17 protein-coding genes and 1 riboswitch are annotated in these 15,891 nt (G+C 71.3%); of the genes, 3 read left to right on the top strand and 14 right to left on the bottom strand.

What is annotated here, in order from left to right; all coding sequences use genetic code 11:
* Positions 1–14: 14 nt before the first annotated feature.
* Positions 15–1,241: a sensor histidine kinase gene (locus tag NYZ95_RS17045; RefSeq protein WP_262852528.1), complete on the top strand. Its 1,227-nt coding sequence runs from the start codon at positions 15–17 to the stop codon at positions 1,239–1,241.
* A complete protein-coding gene (locus tag NYZ95_RS17040; RefSeq protein ID WP_279307887.1) occupies positions 1,234–1,869 on the top strand; it encodes a response regulator in 636 nt (211 codons plus the stop codon). Before NYZ95_RS17045 ends, NYZ95_RS17040 begins: the two co-directional genes overlap by 8 nt.
* Before the next feature lie 17 nt (positions 1,870–1,886).
* Here the strand turns inward: NYZ95_RS17040 and NYZ95_RS17035 are convergent, their stop codons facing one another.
* From NYZ95_RS17035 to clsA, 11 genes are all read right to left on the bottom strand, one after another.
* On the bottom strand, positions 1,887–3,242 hold the full coding sequence (locus tag NYZ95_RS17035; RefSeq protein WP_262852527.1) for a serine hydrolase domain-containing protein: 1,356 nt from the start codon (positions 3,240–3,242) through the stop codon (positions 1,887–1,889).
* Positions 3,239–6,124, bottom strand: a complete 2,886-nt coding sequence (gene gcvP / locus NYZ95_RS17030) for an aminomethyl-transferring glycine dehydrogenase (protein ID WP_262852526.1) — start codon at positions 6,122–6,124, stop codon at positions 3,239–3,241. The genes NYZ95_RS17035 and gcvP overlap by 4 nt, the downstream gene beginning before the upstream one ends.
* Positions 6,125–6,200: 76 nt before the next feature.
* Positions 6,201–6,292: riboswitch (glycine riboswitch) on the bottom strand.
* Positions 6,293–6,314: 22 nt separating this feature from the next.
* Entirely contained in the window at positions 6,315–6,899 is a 585-nt protein-coding gene (locus NYZ95_RS17025) for a MerR family transcriptional regulator (RefSeq protein ID WP_308212258.1), read from the bottom strand.
* A gap of 124 nt (positions 6,900–7,023) precedes the next feature.
* On the bottom strand, positions 7,024–7,497 hold the full coding sequence (locus NYZ95_RS17020; protein ID WP_262852525.1) for a bifunctional nuclease family protein: 474 nt from the start codon (positions 7,495–7,497) through the stop codon (positions 7,024–7,026).
* Between the two features lie 9 nt (positions 7,498–7,506).
* On the bottom strand, positions 7,507–8,232 hold the full coding sequence (gene ftsR, locus NYZ95_RS17015; RefSeq protein ID WP_443677484.1) for a transcriptional regulator FtsR: 726 nt from the start codon (positions 8,230–8,232) through the stop codon (positions 7,507–7,509).
* Positions 8,229–8,699, bottom strand: a complete 471-nt coding sequence (locus NYZ95_RS17010; protein ID WP_262852523.1) for an FHA domain-containing protein — start codon at positions 8,697–8,699, stop codon at positions 8,229–8,231. The genes ftsR and NYZ95_RS17010 overlap by 4 nt, the downstream gene beginning before the upstream one ends.
* Positions 8,700–8,814: 115 nt before the next feature.
* Entirely contained in the window at positions 8,815–9,192 is a 378-nt protein-coding gene (gene gcvH, locus NYZ95_RS17005) for a glycine cleavage system protein GcvH (RefSeq protein ID WP_262852522.1), read from the bottom strand.
* 18 nt (positions 9,193–9,210) lie between these two features.
* Positions 9,211–9,957 (bottom strand): DUF881 domain-containing protein, encoded by a 747-nt coding sequence (locus NYZ95_RS17000; RefSeq protein WP_262852521.1) that lies wholly within the window; start codon positions 9,955–9,957, stop codon positions 9,211–9,213.
* A 23-nt stretch (positions 9,958–9,980) separates the two neighbouring features.
* On the bottom strand, positions 9,981–10,313 hold the full coding sequence (locus NYZ95_RS16995; RefSeq protein WP_262852520.1) for a small basic family protein: 333 nt from the start codon (positions 10,311–10,313) through the stop codon (positions 9,981–9,983).
* Complete coding sequence (locus tag NYZ95_RS16990; protein ID WP_262852519.1) at positions 10,310–11,083, bottom strand: DUF881 domain-containing protein; 774 nt, start codon at positions 11,081–11,083, stop codon at positions 10,310–10,312. Before NYZ95_RS16990 ends, NYZ95_RS16995 begins: the two co-directional genes overlap by 4 nt.
* A 73-nt stretch (positions 11,084–11,156) precedes the next feature.
* Positions 11,157–11,756, bottom strand: a complete 600-nt coding sequence (clsA, locus tag NYZ95_RS16985) for a cardiolipin synthase ClsA (RefSeq protein WP_262852518.1) — start codon at positions 11,754–11,756, stop codon at positions 11,157–11,159.
* A gap of 168 nt (positions 11,757–11,924) precedes the next feature.
* Here clsA and NYZ95_RS16980 point away from each other — a divergent pair, with 168 nt between their 5' ends.
* Entirely contained in the window at positions 11,925–12,548 is a 624-nt protein-coding gene (locus NYZ95_RS16980; protein WP_262852517.1) for a superoxide dismutase, read from the top strand.
* A 16-nt stretch (positions 12,549–12,564) separates the two neighbouring features.
* Here the strand turns inward: NYZ95_RS16980 and NYZ95_RS16975 are convergent, their stop codons facing one another.
* The 3 genes from NYZ95_RS16975 to NYZ95_RS16965 are packed head-to-tail and all read right to left on the bottom strand — an operon-like array spanning position 12,565 to position 15,853.
* Positions 12,565–14,649, bottom strand: a complete 2,085-nt coding sequence (locus tag NYZ95_RS16975) for a bifunctional copper resistance protein CopD/cytochrome c oxidase assembly protein (RefSeq protein ID WP_262852516.1) — start codon at positions 14,647–14,649, stop codon at positions 12,565–12,567.
* Entirely contained in the window at positions 14,649–15,191 is a 543-nt protein-coding gene (locus NYZ95_RS16970) for a copper resistance CopC family protein (RefSeq protein ID WP_262852515.1), read from the bottom strand. The genes NYZ95_RS16975 and NYZ95_RS16970 overlap by 1 nt, the downstream gene beginning before the upstream one ends.
* On the bottom strand, positions 15,188–15,853 hold the full coding sequence (locus NYZ95_RS16965; RefSeq protein WP_262852514.1) for a YcnI family copper-binding membrane protein: 666 nt from the start codon (positions 15,851–15,853) through the stop codon (positions 15,188–15,190). The genes NYZ95_RS16970 and NYZ95_RS16965 overlap by 4 nt, the downstream gene beginning before the upstream one ends.
* Positions 15,854–15,891: the final 38 nt, after the last annotated feature.

Below are 15,891 nucleotides of genomic sequence, written 5' to 3'. Positions count from 1 at the left end.
GCGACGGAGTGCAGATGAACGACCTCTCGGCACGGATCGAGCGGCGGTGGAGCGTCCTCCTCCGGTACGGGGCCTATCCCCTCCTCGCGCTCTCGCTCGCCCTGGCCGTCCCGCTCGCCCAGGCGGTCGGGACGGTCGACCGGCTCCCGCTCCTCGCGGTGCTCACCGTGGTCGCGGCGCTCGCCCACTGGTGGTGCGTCTCGAGGCGGTGGCAGGAGCCGCTCGACGACTGGCTCGGCCGGACGTACGTCGTGGCCCGCACAGGCCTTGCGTTCGTGCTCTCGTGGCTCAACCCGTTCTTCAGCATCTACGCGTCGATCGGCTACTACGACGCTCCGGTGTACCTCCGCAAGCGCGCCACCTGGGCAGTCCTGCTCGTCACCGCGGCGACGATGGCCGGGGCGCAGTCGGGCGGACTCCCGCCCCGGAGCGCAGGTCAGGCCGCCGCGTTCGCTGGGCTGTTCGTGCTCAACGCCGGCCTCGTCCTCCTGTTCACCGCCATCTCGCACAACGAGGCCGAGCTCGCCGAGGAGCGCTCGACGACGATCGCCGCACTCCAGGAAGCGCTGCGCGAGAACGCCGCGCTGCAGGAGTCCCTCACGGCGCGGGCGCGCGAGGCCGGCATCCACGAGGAGCGCGAGCGCCTCGCAGCCGAGATCCACGACACGATCGCCCAGGGTCTCGCCGGGATCGTGACGCAGCTGCAGGCCGCCGAGGACAGCCCGGACGACGCCGCGGCCGCCGCGCACCGCAAACGCGCCGCGGAGCTCGCCCGAACCTCTCTCGACGAGGCACGCCGCTCGGTCCAGGCCCTCAGCCCGGCTGCACTCGACCACCTCGATCTCGTCGACGCGGTCCGCCTGCGCACCGGCGAGTGGGCGGCGGAGACCGGGGTCGGCGCCGAGGTCGTGGTGACAGGCACCCCGGCGCCGGTCGATCCCGCCGCCGAGGCCGCCGTGCTCCGCGTCGTCCAGGAGTCGCTCACGAACGTCGCTCGGCACGCCGCTGCGAAGCGCGTCGGCGTCACGCTCTCGTACGCCGACTCCGAGGTCATGCTCGACGTCCGCGACGACGGCCGTGGTTTCGACGCGGACGCGCAGCGCCGCGACGCCGACAGCGGGTACGGGATCGTCGGGATGCGTCGGCGTGCCGAGCGCGCCGGTGGCACGCTCGTCGTCGAGACCGAGCCCGGCGGTGGTACGGCCGTCTCGCTCCGCGTACCGTCGGTGTCCGATGACTGAGCCTGTGATCCGCCTGCTGCTCGTCGACGACCATCCGGTGGTGCGTGACGGCCTGCGCGGCATGCTCGAGGCCGGGGCGGAGTTCGAGGTGGTCGGCGAGGCGTCCGACGGCCCGTCCGGCGTCCGGCTGGCGCGCTCGCTGCGCCCCGACGTGGTGCTGATGGATCTGCGCATGCCCGGTGGCGGTGGAGTCGACGCGATCGCCGAGCTGGCGGCGCAGGGGGTGCCGAGCCGCGTGCTCGTGCTGACGACGTACGACACCGACCGCGACATCATGGCCGCGCTCGACGCCGGCGCGACCGGCTACCTCCTCAAGGACGCGCGCCGCGAGGACCTCTTCGCCGCCATCCGGTCCGCAGCCCGCGGCGAGTCCGTGCTGTCGCCCGCTGTCGCGACGCGCGTGGTGTCACGGGTGCGCACCCGCTCCCAAGACCTGAGCGACCGCGAGGCAGAGGTGCTGACGCTCGTCGCGCGAGGCCGTTCCAACCGGGAGATCGCCACGTCGCTGTTCGTCAGCGAGGCGACCGTCAAGACGCACCTCGGGCACGTCTACGAGAAGCTCGGCGTCAAGGACCGCGCAGCCGCGGTCGCCACCGCGTACGAGCGGGGCCTCCTCGGCGGCTCGTGACGGAGACGCCGCGTGCGTCAGGCGCCTCCGGGGATCGGCACGGACGGGTCGTACGGGATGCGGGTGTAGCAGAACGTGCCGAGGTCGAGGTGGCTGATCGTGCCGTCGGTGCGGCGGACCACGCGCAGCGTCTCGCCGAGCTGGTAGCCCGACAGGCCCGTCCACGTGTCGGGGCCGCTCTGCGCGAACCGGAACTCGCGGCCGGTGTCGGAGGTGAAGGCGAGCGCACTCCCGTCCCACGCCGCCACGAACGGCTGGTGTCCCCAGTGCCACGTCCCGACCAGCTCGCGCACCCCGTCGGGCAGCTCCGTCACCGGCGTCCACTCCGCAGCGATCTCCGGCTCGTGCGCGAGCACGGTCTCGATCAACGTGCGCGGCAGCGCGCCGACGTCCAGCCCGTACGCGGTGTTGGCGAGGACGACCGCGCCCACGCCGCTGTCGCGGTCGACATACGCGCCGGCGAGGAAGCCCGGCATCGACCCGCCGTGCCCGGCCAGCACCCGCTCCCCCGCGACCGTCAGCCGCAGCCCGAGGCCGTACGCGCCGGCGCCCTTCTCGTCGGGGTCGGCGGACTGGGGCGTCGCCATCGCGGTCACCGCCTGCGGGCTCAGCACGGTCGGGCGCGCGAGCTCGGCGAGCCAGCGGCACAGGTCCGACGGGGTGCTCCAGAGCTGCCCGGCCGGCGCCATCGCCCCGGTGTCCTGGTGCGGCTCCGCGACCAGCAGCCCGGTCAACGCCTCGACGGAGAAGCCGTCGGCGTGCGGCGCGGTCGGCGCGTACGTCGTGCGGCTCATCCCCAGCGGGACGAGCAGGCGCTCGGCGACGACCTCACGCCACGGGGCGGCGCGCAGCACCTCGACGAGGCGGCCGAGGATCCCGTACGACAGGTTCGAGTAGTGGTAGCGCTCCCCCGGCGCCAGGACCGGCGACGCGCCGGTGTGAGCGGCCACGAGCTCCTCGTACGTGCTGCCGGGGCTGCGTTCCCACCACGGGCCCGCAGGTTCGGCCGGGAGCCCCGCGCCGTGCGAGAGCAGACCGCGCACGGTCGCGTCAGCGAAGGGGCCCTCCGGGACGTACGCGCCGACGGGATCACCGAGGTCGAGGGCGCCTTCGTCGGCCAGCTGCAGGACCAGCGCGGCCGTGAGCGACTTGGTGATCGAGCCGATCCGGTACTGCGTCTCGGCCGTCGGCCGGGCCTTCTCGCCGCTGCGCACCGTGCTCCCCCGAACACCTCGCCAGACGACCTCGCCGTCGCGGACCACCGCCGCGCTCAGCGAGGGCGCGCGGCTTGCGGCCTGGGCGGCGGCGACCGCCGCCTCGAGGTGGACGGCGGTCGACGGGAGGACGGCGGGCGGCGTCGGCTCGGAGATCACTCCGCGAATGCTTCCGGAGGCGGGCAGGCGCACGCAAGGTTGCGGTCGCCGTACGCCTGGTCGATGCGCGCGACCACCGGCCAGTACTTGTCGACGTGGCTGCCGGTCGGGAACGCACCGGTGTCGCGGTCGTACGGACGCTCCCACTGCGCCGCGAGCGCCTTCAGCGTGTGCGGCGCGCGACGCAGCGCGCTGTCGGCGACAGCGACCTCACCACGCTCCACGACGGCGATCTCCTCGCGGATGGCGATCATGGCGTCGCAGAACCGGTCGAGCTCGACCAGCGACTCGGACTCGGTCGGCTCCACCATCAGGGTCCCGGCGACCGGGAAGCTCATCGTCGGTGCGTGGAAGCCGTAGTCGATCAGCCGCTTGGCCACGTCGTCGACGCTGACGCCGCTGGCCTTGGTCAGCGGGCGCAGGTCCAAGATGCACTCGTGGGCGACCAGGCCGTGGTCGCCCGCGTAGAGCACCGGGAAGTGCTCGCGGAGCCGCTGCGCCACGTAGTTCGCGTTGAGCACGGCGACCGACGTGGCCTCCGTCAGGCCGTCCGCGCCCATGAGTGCCACGTACGCCCACGAGATCTGCAGGATGCCGGCCGACCCGTACGGGGCGGCGCTGATGGCGCCGATGCCCTCACGGTCCTCGGGCAGCGGCGCCATGGGGTGGCTGGGCAGGAACGGTTTGAGGTGCTCGGCCACCGCCACGGGTCCCACGCCGGGACCTCCGCCGCCGTGCGGGATGCAGAACGTCTTGTGCAGGTTGAGGTGGCTGACGTCGCCGCCGAACTCGCCCGGCTTGGCGTGCCCGAGCAGCGCGTTGAGGTTCGCGCCGTCGACGTAGACCTGTCCGCCGGCCTCGTGGACCACCTCGCACAGCTCGGTGATGCCGTGCTCGTACACGCCGTGGGTCGACGGGTAGGTCACCATGATCGCGGCGAGGTCGTCGGCGTGCTCGGCACACTTGGCGCGCAGGTCGGCGAGGTCGACCTCGCCGTCGTCGGCCGCCTTGACGACGACGACCCGCATGCCGGCCATGACGGCGGAGGCGGCGTTCGTGCCGTGGGCCGACGACGGGATCAGGCAGACGTCACGCGCCTCGTCGCCCCTGCTGCGGTGGTAGCCGCGGATCGCGAGCAGCCCCGCCAGCTCGCCCTGCGACCCGGCGTTGGGCTGCACCGACACCGCGGCGTAGCCGGTCACCTCGGCGAGCCACGACTCCAGCTGCTTGACGAGGCGCAGCGTGCCCTGCGCGTCCTCGCCGGGGACGAAGGGGTGCAGGTCCGCGAACTCCGGCCAGCTGACCGGCTCCATCTCGGTCGTCGCGTTGAGCTTCATCGTGCAGGAGCCGAGCGGGATCATCCCGCGGTCGAGCGCGTAGTCGCGGTCGGCCAGCCGCGTCACGTAGCGCAGCATCTCCGTCTCGGAGTGGTGGGTGGTGAAGACCTCGTGCGTGAGGAACGCGTCGGTGCGGCGAAGGGCGGGCGGGAGCGCCTCGCCCGCCGCCTCGTCGATCGCCGGAAGGTCGGCGCCGGTGATGCCGAACGCCTCCCACACGGTCTCGACGTGGGCCGGTGTCGTCACCTCCGACGTGCTGATCCCGACGTGGTCCTCGTCGACGCGGCGCAGGTGGATGCCGGCCGCACGCGCCGCGCTGACGACGTCGTCAGCGCGTCCCGGCACGTACGCGAGCACGGTGTCGAAGAACCTGTCGTGCACGACCTCGACGCCGCCCTGCCGCAGACCCTCGGCGAGCACCGCCGCGCTGCGGTGGACCCGGTACGCGATCTGCCGCAGCCCCTCCGGCCCGTGGTAGACCGCGTACATCGACGCGACGACGGCGAGGAGCACCTGCGCCGTGCAGATGTTCGAGGTCGCCCGGTCACGACGGATGTGCTGCTCACGGGTCTGCAGCGCCAGGCGGTACGCGGGGCGTCCCTCGGCGTCGACGGACACGCCGACCAGACGCCCGGGCAGGTGACGCTCGAGGCCGTCCTTGACGGCGATGAAGCCGGCATGGGGTCCGCCGTAGAAGAGCGGCACGCCGAACCGCTGGCTCGATCCGACCACGATGTCGGCGCCCAGCGAGCCCGGGGAGGCGAGCAGCGTGAGGGCGAGCGGGTCGGCCGTGACGACGGCGAGTCCCCCGCGCTCGTGCGTGGCAGCGATGACCTCCGACGGATCGGCGACCGCCCCGTCCTCACGCGGGTAGGCGATCAGGGCGCCGCACAGGTCCCCGTCCGGCAGCCCTCGAGAGAGGTCGGCCTCGACCAGCGGGATGCCCATGGCCTCCGCGCGGGTGCGGACGACGGCGAGCGTCTGCGGGAGACAGCCGGTGTCGACGACGAACGGCACCCCGTCCTTGGCGCGTACGGCGCGGCGCGTCAGGGTCATGGCCTCGGCGGCGGCCGTCGCCTCGTCCAGCAGCGACGCGTTGGCGGTCGGCAGGCCCGCGAGGTCGGCGACCATCGTCTGGAAGTTGATCAGGGCCTCGAGCCGGCCCTGCGAGATCTCGGGCTGGTACGGCGTGTACGCGGTGTACCAGCGCGGGTCCTCCAACACGTTGCGGCGTACGACCGGCGGCGTCACCGTCGGGTGGTAGCCGAGCCCGATCATCGCGACGCCGGGGTTGTTCTGCTCCGCGAGCTTGCGCAGGGCGGCCGTCACCTGCGGCTCGGACAGCGCTGGGAGCAGCGACAGCGTCTCACCGAGCCGGATGCCCTTCGGCACCGCGGCGGACATGAGGTGGTCGAGGTCGCTGTACCCGAGCGCCTCGAGCATCTGCTGCTGCTCGGCCCGGTCGGGGCCGATGTGGCGGCTCGCGAACGGCGCGGCACCTGCCAGCTCGGTCAGGCTTGGGATCGTGGTGGACTGGTCGCTCATCGCGAACTCCCGCAGGCTTGGGTGGGTCGGTCGACAACCCTCCCCCTCTGTCACGCGACTGTGCGCTTCAGAGTGCCTGGGTCACGCGGTCCTGGTGCCTGAGAGGTTCCGGGGAGGAATTGCCCCTTCGGCGCCGCGACGCTGCACGGACTCTCCCGCGTGACGTGCTCGGCCGTACCTCGTCAGGCTATCAGCCGACGCGACGCGCCTTGCGGCGCTGCGCCAGCTCGTCCGACGGGTCGTCGGCGACGGCGCGCTCGCTGGGAAGCTCCGACAGCGTGCCCTCGATCTCGCGCCAGACGCCGCCGATCGCGATGCCGAAGACGCCCTGACCGCCGGCGAGGAGGTCGATGACCTCGTCGGTCGAGCGGCACTCGTAGACGGAGACTCCGTCGCTCATCAGCGTGACGGTCGTCAGGTCGTCGGTGCCGCGCTGGCGCAGGTGCTGGATCGCGGAGCGGATCTGCTGCAGAGAGATGCCTGCGTCCAGGAGCCGCTTGATGATCTTGAGGAGCAGCACGTCGCGGAAGGAGTACAGACGCTGGGTGCCGGACCCGCCTGCCCCGCGGATCGACGGCTCGACGAGGCCCGTGCGGGCCCAGTAGTCGAGCTGGCGATAGGTGATGCCGGCCGCGCTGCACGCCGTCGGCCCGCGGAAACCCGAGTCCTCAGGAAGCGCCGCCACGTCGTCGTCGAACAGGAGGCCCTGGTCGCCGGCCGCCGCGCGTGCCGCATCGACACCTTCGTACGGGGTCGAATCTTGCTTGCCGCCCACCGGAGCCTCCGTCTCACACCGTCATCTGCCCGTTCAAACTAGGGCCCGACCCCTTACCGGTCAACGACATCCGCCGCGACTCGCCGGAGCGACCCTCAACCTCAACTCAAGGATGAGGTCTGCTTCACGATCCTCCCTGCTCGAAGTCCTCGGGGGTGATCTCGTCGAGGAACTCGCGGAACTTCTCGACCTCCTCCTCCTCCTCGTCGGGGACGCCCACCGAGGACTCGGTGAGGACGTCCTCCTCGCAGTAGATCGGGGTGCCCGTGCGCAGCGCGAGAGCGATCGAGTCGGAGGGCCTCGCCTCGACCTCGACGCCTGAGGCGAACACCAGGACGGCATAGAACACGTGGTCCTTGACCTCGGTGATGCGCACCTCGACGAGCTCGTCGCCCATCGCCTCGATCACGTCCTTGAGGAGGTCGTGGGTGAGGGGACGCGGCGGCACCACCCCCTGCTGGGCGAAGGCGATCGCCGTCGCCTCCACCGCGCCGATCCAGATCGGCAGGTAGCGGGGCCCCGAGACCTCCCGGAGCAGCACCAAGGGGTTGTTGGTGGGCATCTCCACCCGAACGCCTACGACATCGAGCTCGCGCACGCTCTCAGACTACCCCCGACGGCGGAGTCCGTTCTTGACGAGCATCGAGTGGAGCACCACCGACAAGGAGGCGACGTGATGGGCCGTCTCCTCGGCACGCGCCTGCGCGCCGACGTCGCGGCGGCGCCGCAGCGGCTCGACGATCTGCTCGACCAGCCCGACCTCGCGGTCGGCGGCGGTGCGGAACGCGCGCAGATGACGCGGACCCAGCCCGAACCCGGAGAGGTCGCCGAGCGTCTTGGCGATGACGACGTCCGCCTCCGAGTACGCACCTTGCGCAGGGACGATCAAGCCGTACTGCTCCGCCTCGTCCAGCAGGTCGCTCGCGATGCCGGACGCCTGCAGGAGCTCGGCCCGGCGGAACCGCATCTCCTGCGGGCCCCTCGAGAACGTGTCGCTCGTCGGGAGACCGTCGGGCGACATGATCACGCGGGGAACCTGCAGGACGCCCTCGTCGTCGGACGCCACGATCCCTCGGTCGAGGTCGTCGAGCTTCTGGCGGATCACCTTCAGCGGCCAGTAGGTGTCGCGCTGCACCCGCAGGACGAGGTGCAGCCGCTCCACGTCGGCACGGGAGAACTTGCGGTAGCCGGCAGGCGTCCGCTCGGGCTCGACCAGCCCCTCGGTCTCGAGGTAGCGGATCTTGGAGATCGAGACGTCAGGGAAGTCCGCGCGAAGCTCGTCGAGCACCTCTCCGATGCTCAACCGAGCGGCGTTCGGCGCGGCCTGGGTCACGACACGGAGCCCCGTGCGGCGCTCGGGTAGTACACCAGGCGGAACTTGCCGATCTGGACCTCGTCGCGGCTGTTCAGACGCACGTCGTCGATGCGGTCACGGTTGACGTACGTGCCGTTGAGGCTGCCGACGTCGCTGACCGTGAAGCCGCCCTCGGAGCGCCGGAAGACCGCGTGACGACGCGAGACCGTGACGTCGTCGAGGAAGATGTCGCTGTCGGGGTGGCGCCCCGCGGAGACCTCGTCGGTGTCGAGGAGGAAGCGTGAGCCCGCGCTGGGGCCACGCTGGACGACCAGGAGGGCCGAACCCGGCGGCAGCGCGTCGAGCGCCGCGGCGTCGTCCGCGCTCAGACCGCCACCCGACCCCAGATCAGGGTCGGAGGTCGGCGGGAGCGAGATCGTGGACGTCGTCTCCGACGGGCTCTCGGGGACATCCGGCGTCGGATCGTCCTCGTTCGTGCGCGACATTTGCGGGGATCCCCTTCACTACTCTCAACCGGAACTCGAGGTTGACGCTGTTGCACTGAACCTACGTGCCTGCTGGGGGGTGGTCAACCGACACACCCCAGGTTGTGGAGGACGTTCAGGACTCGATCGACGCTCCGTACGTCGCGGCGTCCAGCAGGCCCTCGAGGGCACCGGGATCGGCCACGCGTACGGTCATCAGCCAACCCTGTCCGTAAGGGTCTGAATTGACCGTCTCGGGGGTGGACTCGAGGGCCTCGTTCACCGACACGACCTCACCCGAGACCGGGGCGAACAGGTCGCTGACCGACTTCGTCGACTCCAGCTCCCCGACCACGGCGCCTGCCTCGATCGCGTCGCCGACGGCGGGGAGGGAGAGGTACACGATGTCGCCGAGCTGGTCCTGGGCGTAGTCGGTGATGCCAACCGTCACGACGTCGCCGTCGAGGCGAACCCACTCGTGGTCCGCGGTGTACTGGAGGTCTTCGGGGATCACGGGCTCAGCTCCTCGTCGTCAACGTGCGGGCCGAGCGTACTCGGCCTCGCGTTCCTCGGCCAGTGCGGTCACCTCGAGCGCGTCGGTCTGCTCGACGTTGACCTCTCCCCCGAGCGCCTCCACCTGGTCGGCGAGCCCGCCTCGGAAGACCACGGCCTGGTCCAGCGTATGGGAGTCGCCGATCGCCTCGATCACGAAGGGGCGCTTCACCTCGCGGCCGTCGATGCGGACGTTGCCGCCGGAGGCGTCGGTGACGTACGACTGTGCGACGACGCGCACGACACCGTTGACCTGGATCGCCTCCGCGCCCGCGTCACGGAGCTCCTCGATGGCGTTGAGCAGCGTGCTCGCGCCGACGGTCTCGTCGGGGTCCTCGACGGTGATCACCACACCGGGCCCTTGTACGGGGACGGTGCCGGCGAGGATCGCCAGCGCGTCGGCGGCGCGACGGGTCTCCTCCACTGCGGCCTGGTTGCGCTCGGAGTCCTGCTGGAGGTTGCGCTGCGTCGCCGAGAGCTCCGCGCGCTGCTGGGTCAGCCGCTCGTCGGCGCCGTCGAGGGTCTGCAGGAGCGTGACCAGCTCGTCGCGGCGCATCCCGGTGTACGCGTCGTCGTTGGTCGAGCGCACCTGCGTGACGGCGGCGAACCCGAGCAGCACGAAGAGAGCGGCGACGACCCACTGGCCGCGCGACGGCCGGCCGGTGAGCGCGTGGCGTACGCGCGCCCAGGCCTTGGCGGTGTCGGGTGCGGCGTCGTGCTCAGGCACGGCGGATCCCAGGCATGCGGTTCTCAAGCATGGAAGAGGTGCCTCCGGATCGCTGCGGCGTTGGAGAAGATACGGATCCCCAGGACCACGATGACACCCGTCGACAACTGCGAGCCCACACCGAGCTGGTCGCCGACGAACACGATCAGGGCCGCGATGAGCACGTTCGAGATGAACGACACCACGAAGACCTTGTCGTCGAAGCGCCCGTCGAGGTAGGCCCGGATGGCACCGAACACCGCGTCGAGCGCAGCGACGACGGCGATCGGGAGGTACGGCTGGAGCCCGGCGGGCACGGTGGGCTGGAACACGAGGCCCAGCGCGATCCCGACGACCAGACCGAGGACGGCGATCACTTGTCCGATACCTCCAGGACCTCTGCGTGACGGATGGTGGTGGCGCGCCGTGGCGCGGCGGGCAGGGTCGCCTCCTCGCGCTCGGTCACATCGAAGCGCATGTCGAAGTTCTCCTTGTAGCCCGCCCACAGCTGGGCCGCGGTCGTGTCGATGAAGTTCCCGGGAAGCGTACGCGGGCTGCCGATCGCCGTCACCACGTACGGGCTGGTCAACGAGCGGTAGTTCACGGTGATGCCCTCGCCCGCCGCGCGGATCGGCGACATCGCCGTCAGCCGGTTGCCGTTGATGACGATGGCCTCGGCGCCGGACTGCCACAGCCCGTTGACGAGCAGCTGGAGGTCCTTGTCGCGCACGCGTCCCTCCGGGCGGTCGTCGGCGTCCGAAGCGCTGTCGACCACCACGCGCAGCGCGGGACCGCTGACCGCGACCGTCCCGACGACCGCGCCCTGCTCTCGCGCCCTCGCCAGCGCCTCTGCCCCCGACTGCTCACGGCGCAGCCGCGAGACGGAGGTCGTGAGCGTGCCGACCTCTTCCTGGCGCAGCGCGATGGAACGCTTGCGCTGGTCGATCTGCTTGATGAGCACCGCGCGCTCGGTCTCCGCTGCGGGGCGCGCCGCCCGCGTCTGCAGCACGGCGAGCGTCATCAGGAGCGCGATGAACGCGATGACGACGACCGCGGCGAGCCGACCGCGCCGCGTCGGCGCGTGGGTCGGGTGCGTGTAGTAGTCGTCATCTAGCGGCCGGTCGATGATGTTCTGGAGCAGCGTCATCGAGTTGCCCGTCGCATCTCCCGATGCCGGCCCCGTCCTCGACCCCGCACGCCGCTCTGTCACGACCCGGACCTCAGCGCGCCTTCACCGGTGGCACGGTGGCGAGGAGGCGGCGTACCTGCCAGACGTAGAGCAGGCCGGCCCACCAGTACAGACCGACACCCCAGATCGCGAACGCCCAGCCGAACACGTTGGCGAGTCCGGCGACCGTGCCGGTGTCGTCACCGAGCAGCAGCAGGGGGAACGCGTACAGCAGCCCGGCCGTCGCGGCCTTGCCGAGGAAGTGGACCGGCAGCGAGCTGTAGCCGCGCGTCCGCAAGAACGGCACCAGCGCGAACAGCATGATGTCGCGCAGCGGCAGCAGCAGCGCCAGCCACCACGGGATGATGTCGCGCATCGCGAGCCCGAAGACGACCGCCAGGATGTAGAGGCGGTCGGCGACCGGGTCGAGGATCGCCCCGATCTTGGAGGTCTGGCCGAGCCTGCGGGCGAGGTAGCCGTCGAGGTAGTCGGTGATCCCGGAGATGACCAGCACGACGAGCGCGAGCACGTCGGCCTCCGGACCGAGGACCAGCCACAGGAACAGCGGCACGCCCAGCAGGCGGATGACGCTCAGCGCGTTGGGGATGGTCAGGACGCGCTCGGCGCTCGAAGCGTTCGGGGCGGCGGTCACTGGTGTCCTTCACGGTGTTTCGGTGGCTGGCGTGCCATCACGGTCGGCGGTCACAAGACTAACTGCTCGTTCCGACCGACCGGGGGGTCGCCTGGTGAACCCCTCGCTTGCACCGCTGTGGGGGCTGAGAGACTGTGAGGACAACTCAAGAGAATCGATGGAGGACACGTGGCTGAGTACACCCTGCCTGATCTGCCGTACGACTACGGAGCTCTCGAGCCGTTCATCTCCGGCAAGATCATGGAGCTGCACCACAGCAAGCACCACCTCGCCTACGTCAACGGCGCCAACACGGCGCTGGAGCAGATGGCCGAGGCGCGCGACAACGAGTCGCTGGGCACGGTCAACCTGCTGGAGAAGAACCTCGCGTTCAACCTTGCCGGACACGTGAACCACTCGGTGTTCTGGCCCAACATGTCGCCCGATGGTGGCGACAAGCCGGTCGGCGAGCTCGCGGCTGCGCTCGACAACTTCTTCGGATCGTTCGACAAGTTCCGCGCGCAGTTCGAGGCCAGCGCCCTCGGCATCCAGGGCTCCGGATGGTCGATCCTCGCGTGGGAGACGCTCGGCCAGCGGCCGATCATCTGCCAGCTGTACGACCACCAGGGCAACCTGCCCGTCGGGATCGTCCCGCTCCTCATGCTGGACATGTGGGAGCACGCGTTCTACCTGCAGTACCAGAACGTGAAGGCCGACTACGTCAAGGCGTGGTGGAACATCGTCAACTGGGCGGACGTGCAGGCACGCTTCGAGGCCGCTCGTACGAACACGACGACGCTCTACACCCCGTGACGCTCTCCCCGCAGAGCTAGCCTCGCGGAGCCCGGTCGGACTCGTCCGACCGGGCTTCGTCGGCTCCGCCGTCGGTCGCCTCGCGCTGGGGCACCTTGCGCTCGGGGGCGGGACGGTTCGCGAGCCCGGCGAGGTAGGCGTTGTACGCGGCGAGGTCGGCGTCGTCGTTCTTGCTGGCGTTGCGGTCGTGGCGGGTCGCCTCGCGCGAGTCGGAGCGGAACCACTGCACGAACAGCGCCCCCATCACGATCACCAGCGGCACCTCGCCCATCGCCCACGCGATCCCGCCGCCGAGGTACTGGTCGGCGAGCAGGTCGGTCGCGTACGGGCGGTCGAGCTGCTGGTAGTACCCGTCGGCGATCACGCCGGTCATCGCCATCAGCGAGATCGAGAAGAACGCGTGGAACGGGATCGTCACCATCAAGATCACGAACCGCCACAGCGGGGCGATCCGGCGCGGAGACGGATCGACGCCGATGATCACGTAGTAGAAGAGCGCGCCCGCCGCGAGGAAGTGCAGCTCCATCAGGCCGTGCCCGACGTGGCTCTCCATCGCCGTCTCGAAGATCGGCGTGAAGTAGAGCCCGTACAGGCTCCCCACGAAGATCGCGGCGGCGAACAGGGGGTGGGTCACGACGCTGACGAACCGGGTGTGCAGCAGCGACACGAGCATCTGCCGAGGCGACACGTCTCCCTTGCCGCGGGGGCCCGGGAGGGTACGGAGCGCGAGCGTCACCGGCGCGCCGAGGACCAGCAGGATGGGTGCGACCATGCTCAGCACCATGTGCGACACCATGTGCGCGCTGAACAGGACATGGGAGTAGACGCCGAGCCCGCCGAAGGTCGCCCACGCGACCATCACCAGACCGGTCATCCACGAGACCGTCCGGCCGACCGGCCAGCGGTCGCCGCGGCGGCGCATGATCAGCAGGCCCTTGACGTAGAGCGCGAGGCAGAGCGCGACCACGGCGAGGCCCACGCCGTTCGGGGTGAAGCCCCACAGGAGGCGGCCGAGGGTCGGCGCGGGCGGCAGCGGGCCGCCGAGGATCGCGTTGACCGTCGTGTCGTACAGGTCGTCCGGGCGCGGCGTCGGCGTCCGCGAGAGCGCGACCGCCACCGCGACCGTCATGCCCATGACGACGAGCTCGACCGCGGCGATGCGCAGGAACAGCCGACGGGCTGGGCCGCGCACCGCGGCGTCGTCCGACAGGCCGTCGACCCGCTCAAGGGCGGCGACCGACACGCGGCGGTGGACGAACCCGAGGGCGGAGAGCCCGGCGAGAGCGAGGACCTTGACGCCCACGAGAAGCGCGTAGCGGGAGTCCAGGTCCGACAGGCCCTGGATGCGCGTGGCGGCGTTCACCACGCCGGAGACGGCGAGGATCGCCACGCACCACACCGCGAGCGTCGAGAACCGCGTCACCGCGGCCGGGAGACGGCGGCTTCCCTTGAGGGCGATCCACGCGAGACCGGCGAGGCCGCCGACCCACAGGGCGGCGCCGACCAGGTGCAGCAGCATGCTCACGATCGCGAGGTCGTGCGCGCCGGCGCCGGCGGAGTGGCCCGACATCGCCTGCGGGACCAGACCGCCCAGCGCGAGCCCGAGCAGCAGTGCGGCCGCCCGGACGCTGAACGTCCTCCGGGCGAGGAGCGCGACGAGCAGCGCGATGACGATCTGCGCCAGCTGGGCGCGTCCGGTCTCGGCACCGGTGCCGTACTCGGTGAAGAGGTTCCACGAGAGCGCTGACGGGGGCGTCGCGAACAGGTCCGAGGTGCTGAACACGAAGAGGACGAGTGTGGTCGCCGCCCACGCCCACGCCGCTGTGGAGGCCAGACGGACGCAGCGGGCCGCAAGCCCCTGCACCTCCGGCCCGCGCGACGGCAGGAGGAACGCGGCGGTCGTGAGGAACCCGACCGTCACCAGCGCCGCGAGGTCGGACAGCACCCGCGCGACCGGCACCGCCCACTGCGTGAACAGGCCGGGATCAGGGATCCCCAACGGGGCAGGCTCAGGGAGGGCGGCGCCCAGCGCCAGCGCCGCGTACAGGGTCGCGAACGTCGCGAGGAACGCCCCGACGACCCAACGTGCCGAGCCGGCCATCACGCGTCCTCCTTGTCTTCACGTCGCCGCGGCCACAGCAGCAGCGCGGCAGCGGCGACCACTCCTGCCGCACCCCACAGGAAGTGTGCCCGGTGCTCGTGGACGAACCCAGCGTCCGTGTCCCCGTCGTCTTCGCGGGTCGTCTCGACGGTACGCCCCTCGGTCACGGTGACGTACACCGAGCCGCTGATCGGATGGCCGTCGGCCGAGACCACGCGGTACGAGATGCGGTACTTCCCCGCGATACCGGCCGGCTCCGTCGTGGCGCGCACGCTCGTCCCGTCGGTGCGCGCCTCCCCCGACGCCACCTTGGTGCCGTCGGGTGCCTCGGCGACCACGTAGGCGGGAGTGGTCACGCGCTCGTTGAACGTGAGCACGATCTCGTTCGGCATCGTGGCGACGGTCGCGCCGTCCTCGGGCGTCGTCGACACCAGGACGGCGTGCCCGTGGGCCGTCGGGCTGCCCACGAGGAGCAGGCCGACGGCGGCGAGGAGGACGAGCGCGAGGCCGCGGACGACGGTGCCGGCCGGAGTGGGGCTCATGAGGTGCGCGGCCGCCTGCGGACGACGCTGGCGACGAGCGCACCGACGGCGAGCGCCAGAACGGCGACACCACCGACGAGCCACCCGTCGACGCCGTCGGAGTCGTCGGCCTCTGCGGCCTCCTCCGCGGCGGAGTCGTCGGTGGCCGCGCCGTGAGCGCCGTGGCCGTCGTCACCGGCCTCGGCGAGCGTCACGACCGGCGCCGGACGCTCCGGCTCCTCTCCGCTCTCCGGGGTGGGCTGGTCCCAGGCGACCGTGGTGCCGTCGGAGTACGCCTGGGTCGCCGGGAACTCGAGCGCGTCGACGTCGGTGGGCAACGGGCCGACCCGGAGGTCGAACACGTCGAACTCCCCAGGGGCGATGCCGGTGCCCTTCTCGGCCGTCCAGGTCACCGACTTCCCTTCGACCTTCGTGACGGTCCAGCCGGGCTTGGTGCGGGTAGCGACGTAGTCGAACGACGCGCCCTCGGGGAAGGAGACGGTGACGGCGGTGGTGCTGGCGGTGTCGGACTCGGTCGGGACCCGGAAGGACAGGGTCGCCCAACCGCCCTTCGCGGCGTCGGGAGCGTCCACGCCGACGTGGGCGGAGGCCGGCGCCGCGGTGGCGAGGACGAGGGCTGCGGCTCCGGCGAGGATGCCGGAGGGCAGGGCGAGCTTGTTCATGGGAGTGCTGGGTTCTCTCTGCTCGGAGGGTGAGGTGC

Origin of the sequence: Mumia quercus (genome assembly GCF_025506335.1) — a bacterium.
In the GTDB taxonomy this organism is placed as follows: Bacteria; Actinomycetota; Actinomycetes; order Propionibacteriales; family Nocardioidaceae; genus Mumia; species Mumia quercus.
This window is presented reverse-complemented; position numbering and strand designations above follow the sequence as displayed.

Coding starts and splice junctions, on each gene's coding strand:
- NYZ95_RS17045 (WP_262852528.1), top strand. CDS start 15: ATGAACGACCTCTCGGCACGGATCGAGCGGCGGTGGAGCGTCCTCCTC.
- NYZ95_RS17040 (WP_279307887.1), top strand. CDS start 1,234: ATGACTGAGCCTGTGATCCGCCTGCTGCTCGTCGACGACCATCCGGTG.
- gcvP (WP_262852526.1), bottom strand. CDS start 6,124: ATGAGCGACCAGTCCACCACGATCCCAAGCCTGACCGAGCTGGCAGGT.
- NYZ95_RS17010 (WP_262852523.1), bottom strand. CDS start 8,699: ATGTCGCGCACGAACGAGGACGATCCGACGCCGGATGTCCCCGAGAGC.
- NYZ95_RS16990 (WP_262852519.1), bottom strand. CDS start 11,083: ATGACGCTGCTCCAGAACATCATCGACCGGCCGCTAGATGACGACTAC.
- NYZ95_RS16975 (WP_262852516.1), bottom strand. CDS start 14,649: ATGGCCGGCTCGGCACGTTGGGTCGTCGGGGCGTTCCTCGCGACGTTC.
- NYZ95_RS16970 (WP_262852515.1), bottom strand. CDS start 15,191: ATGAGCCCCACTCCGGCCGGCACCGTCGTCCGCGGCCTCGCGCTCGTC.
- NYZ95_RS16965 (WP_262852514.1), bottom strand. CDS start 15,853: ATGAACAAGCTCGCCCTGCCCTCCGGCATCCTCGCCGGAGCCGCAGCC.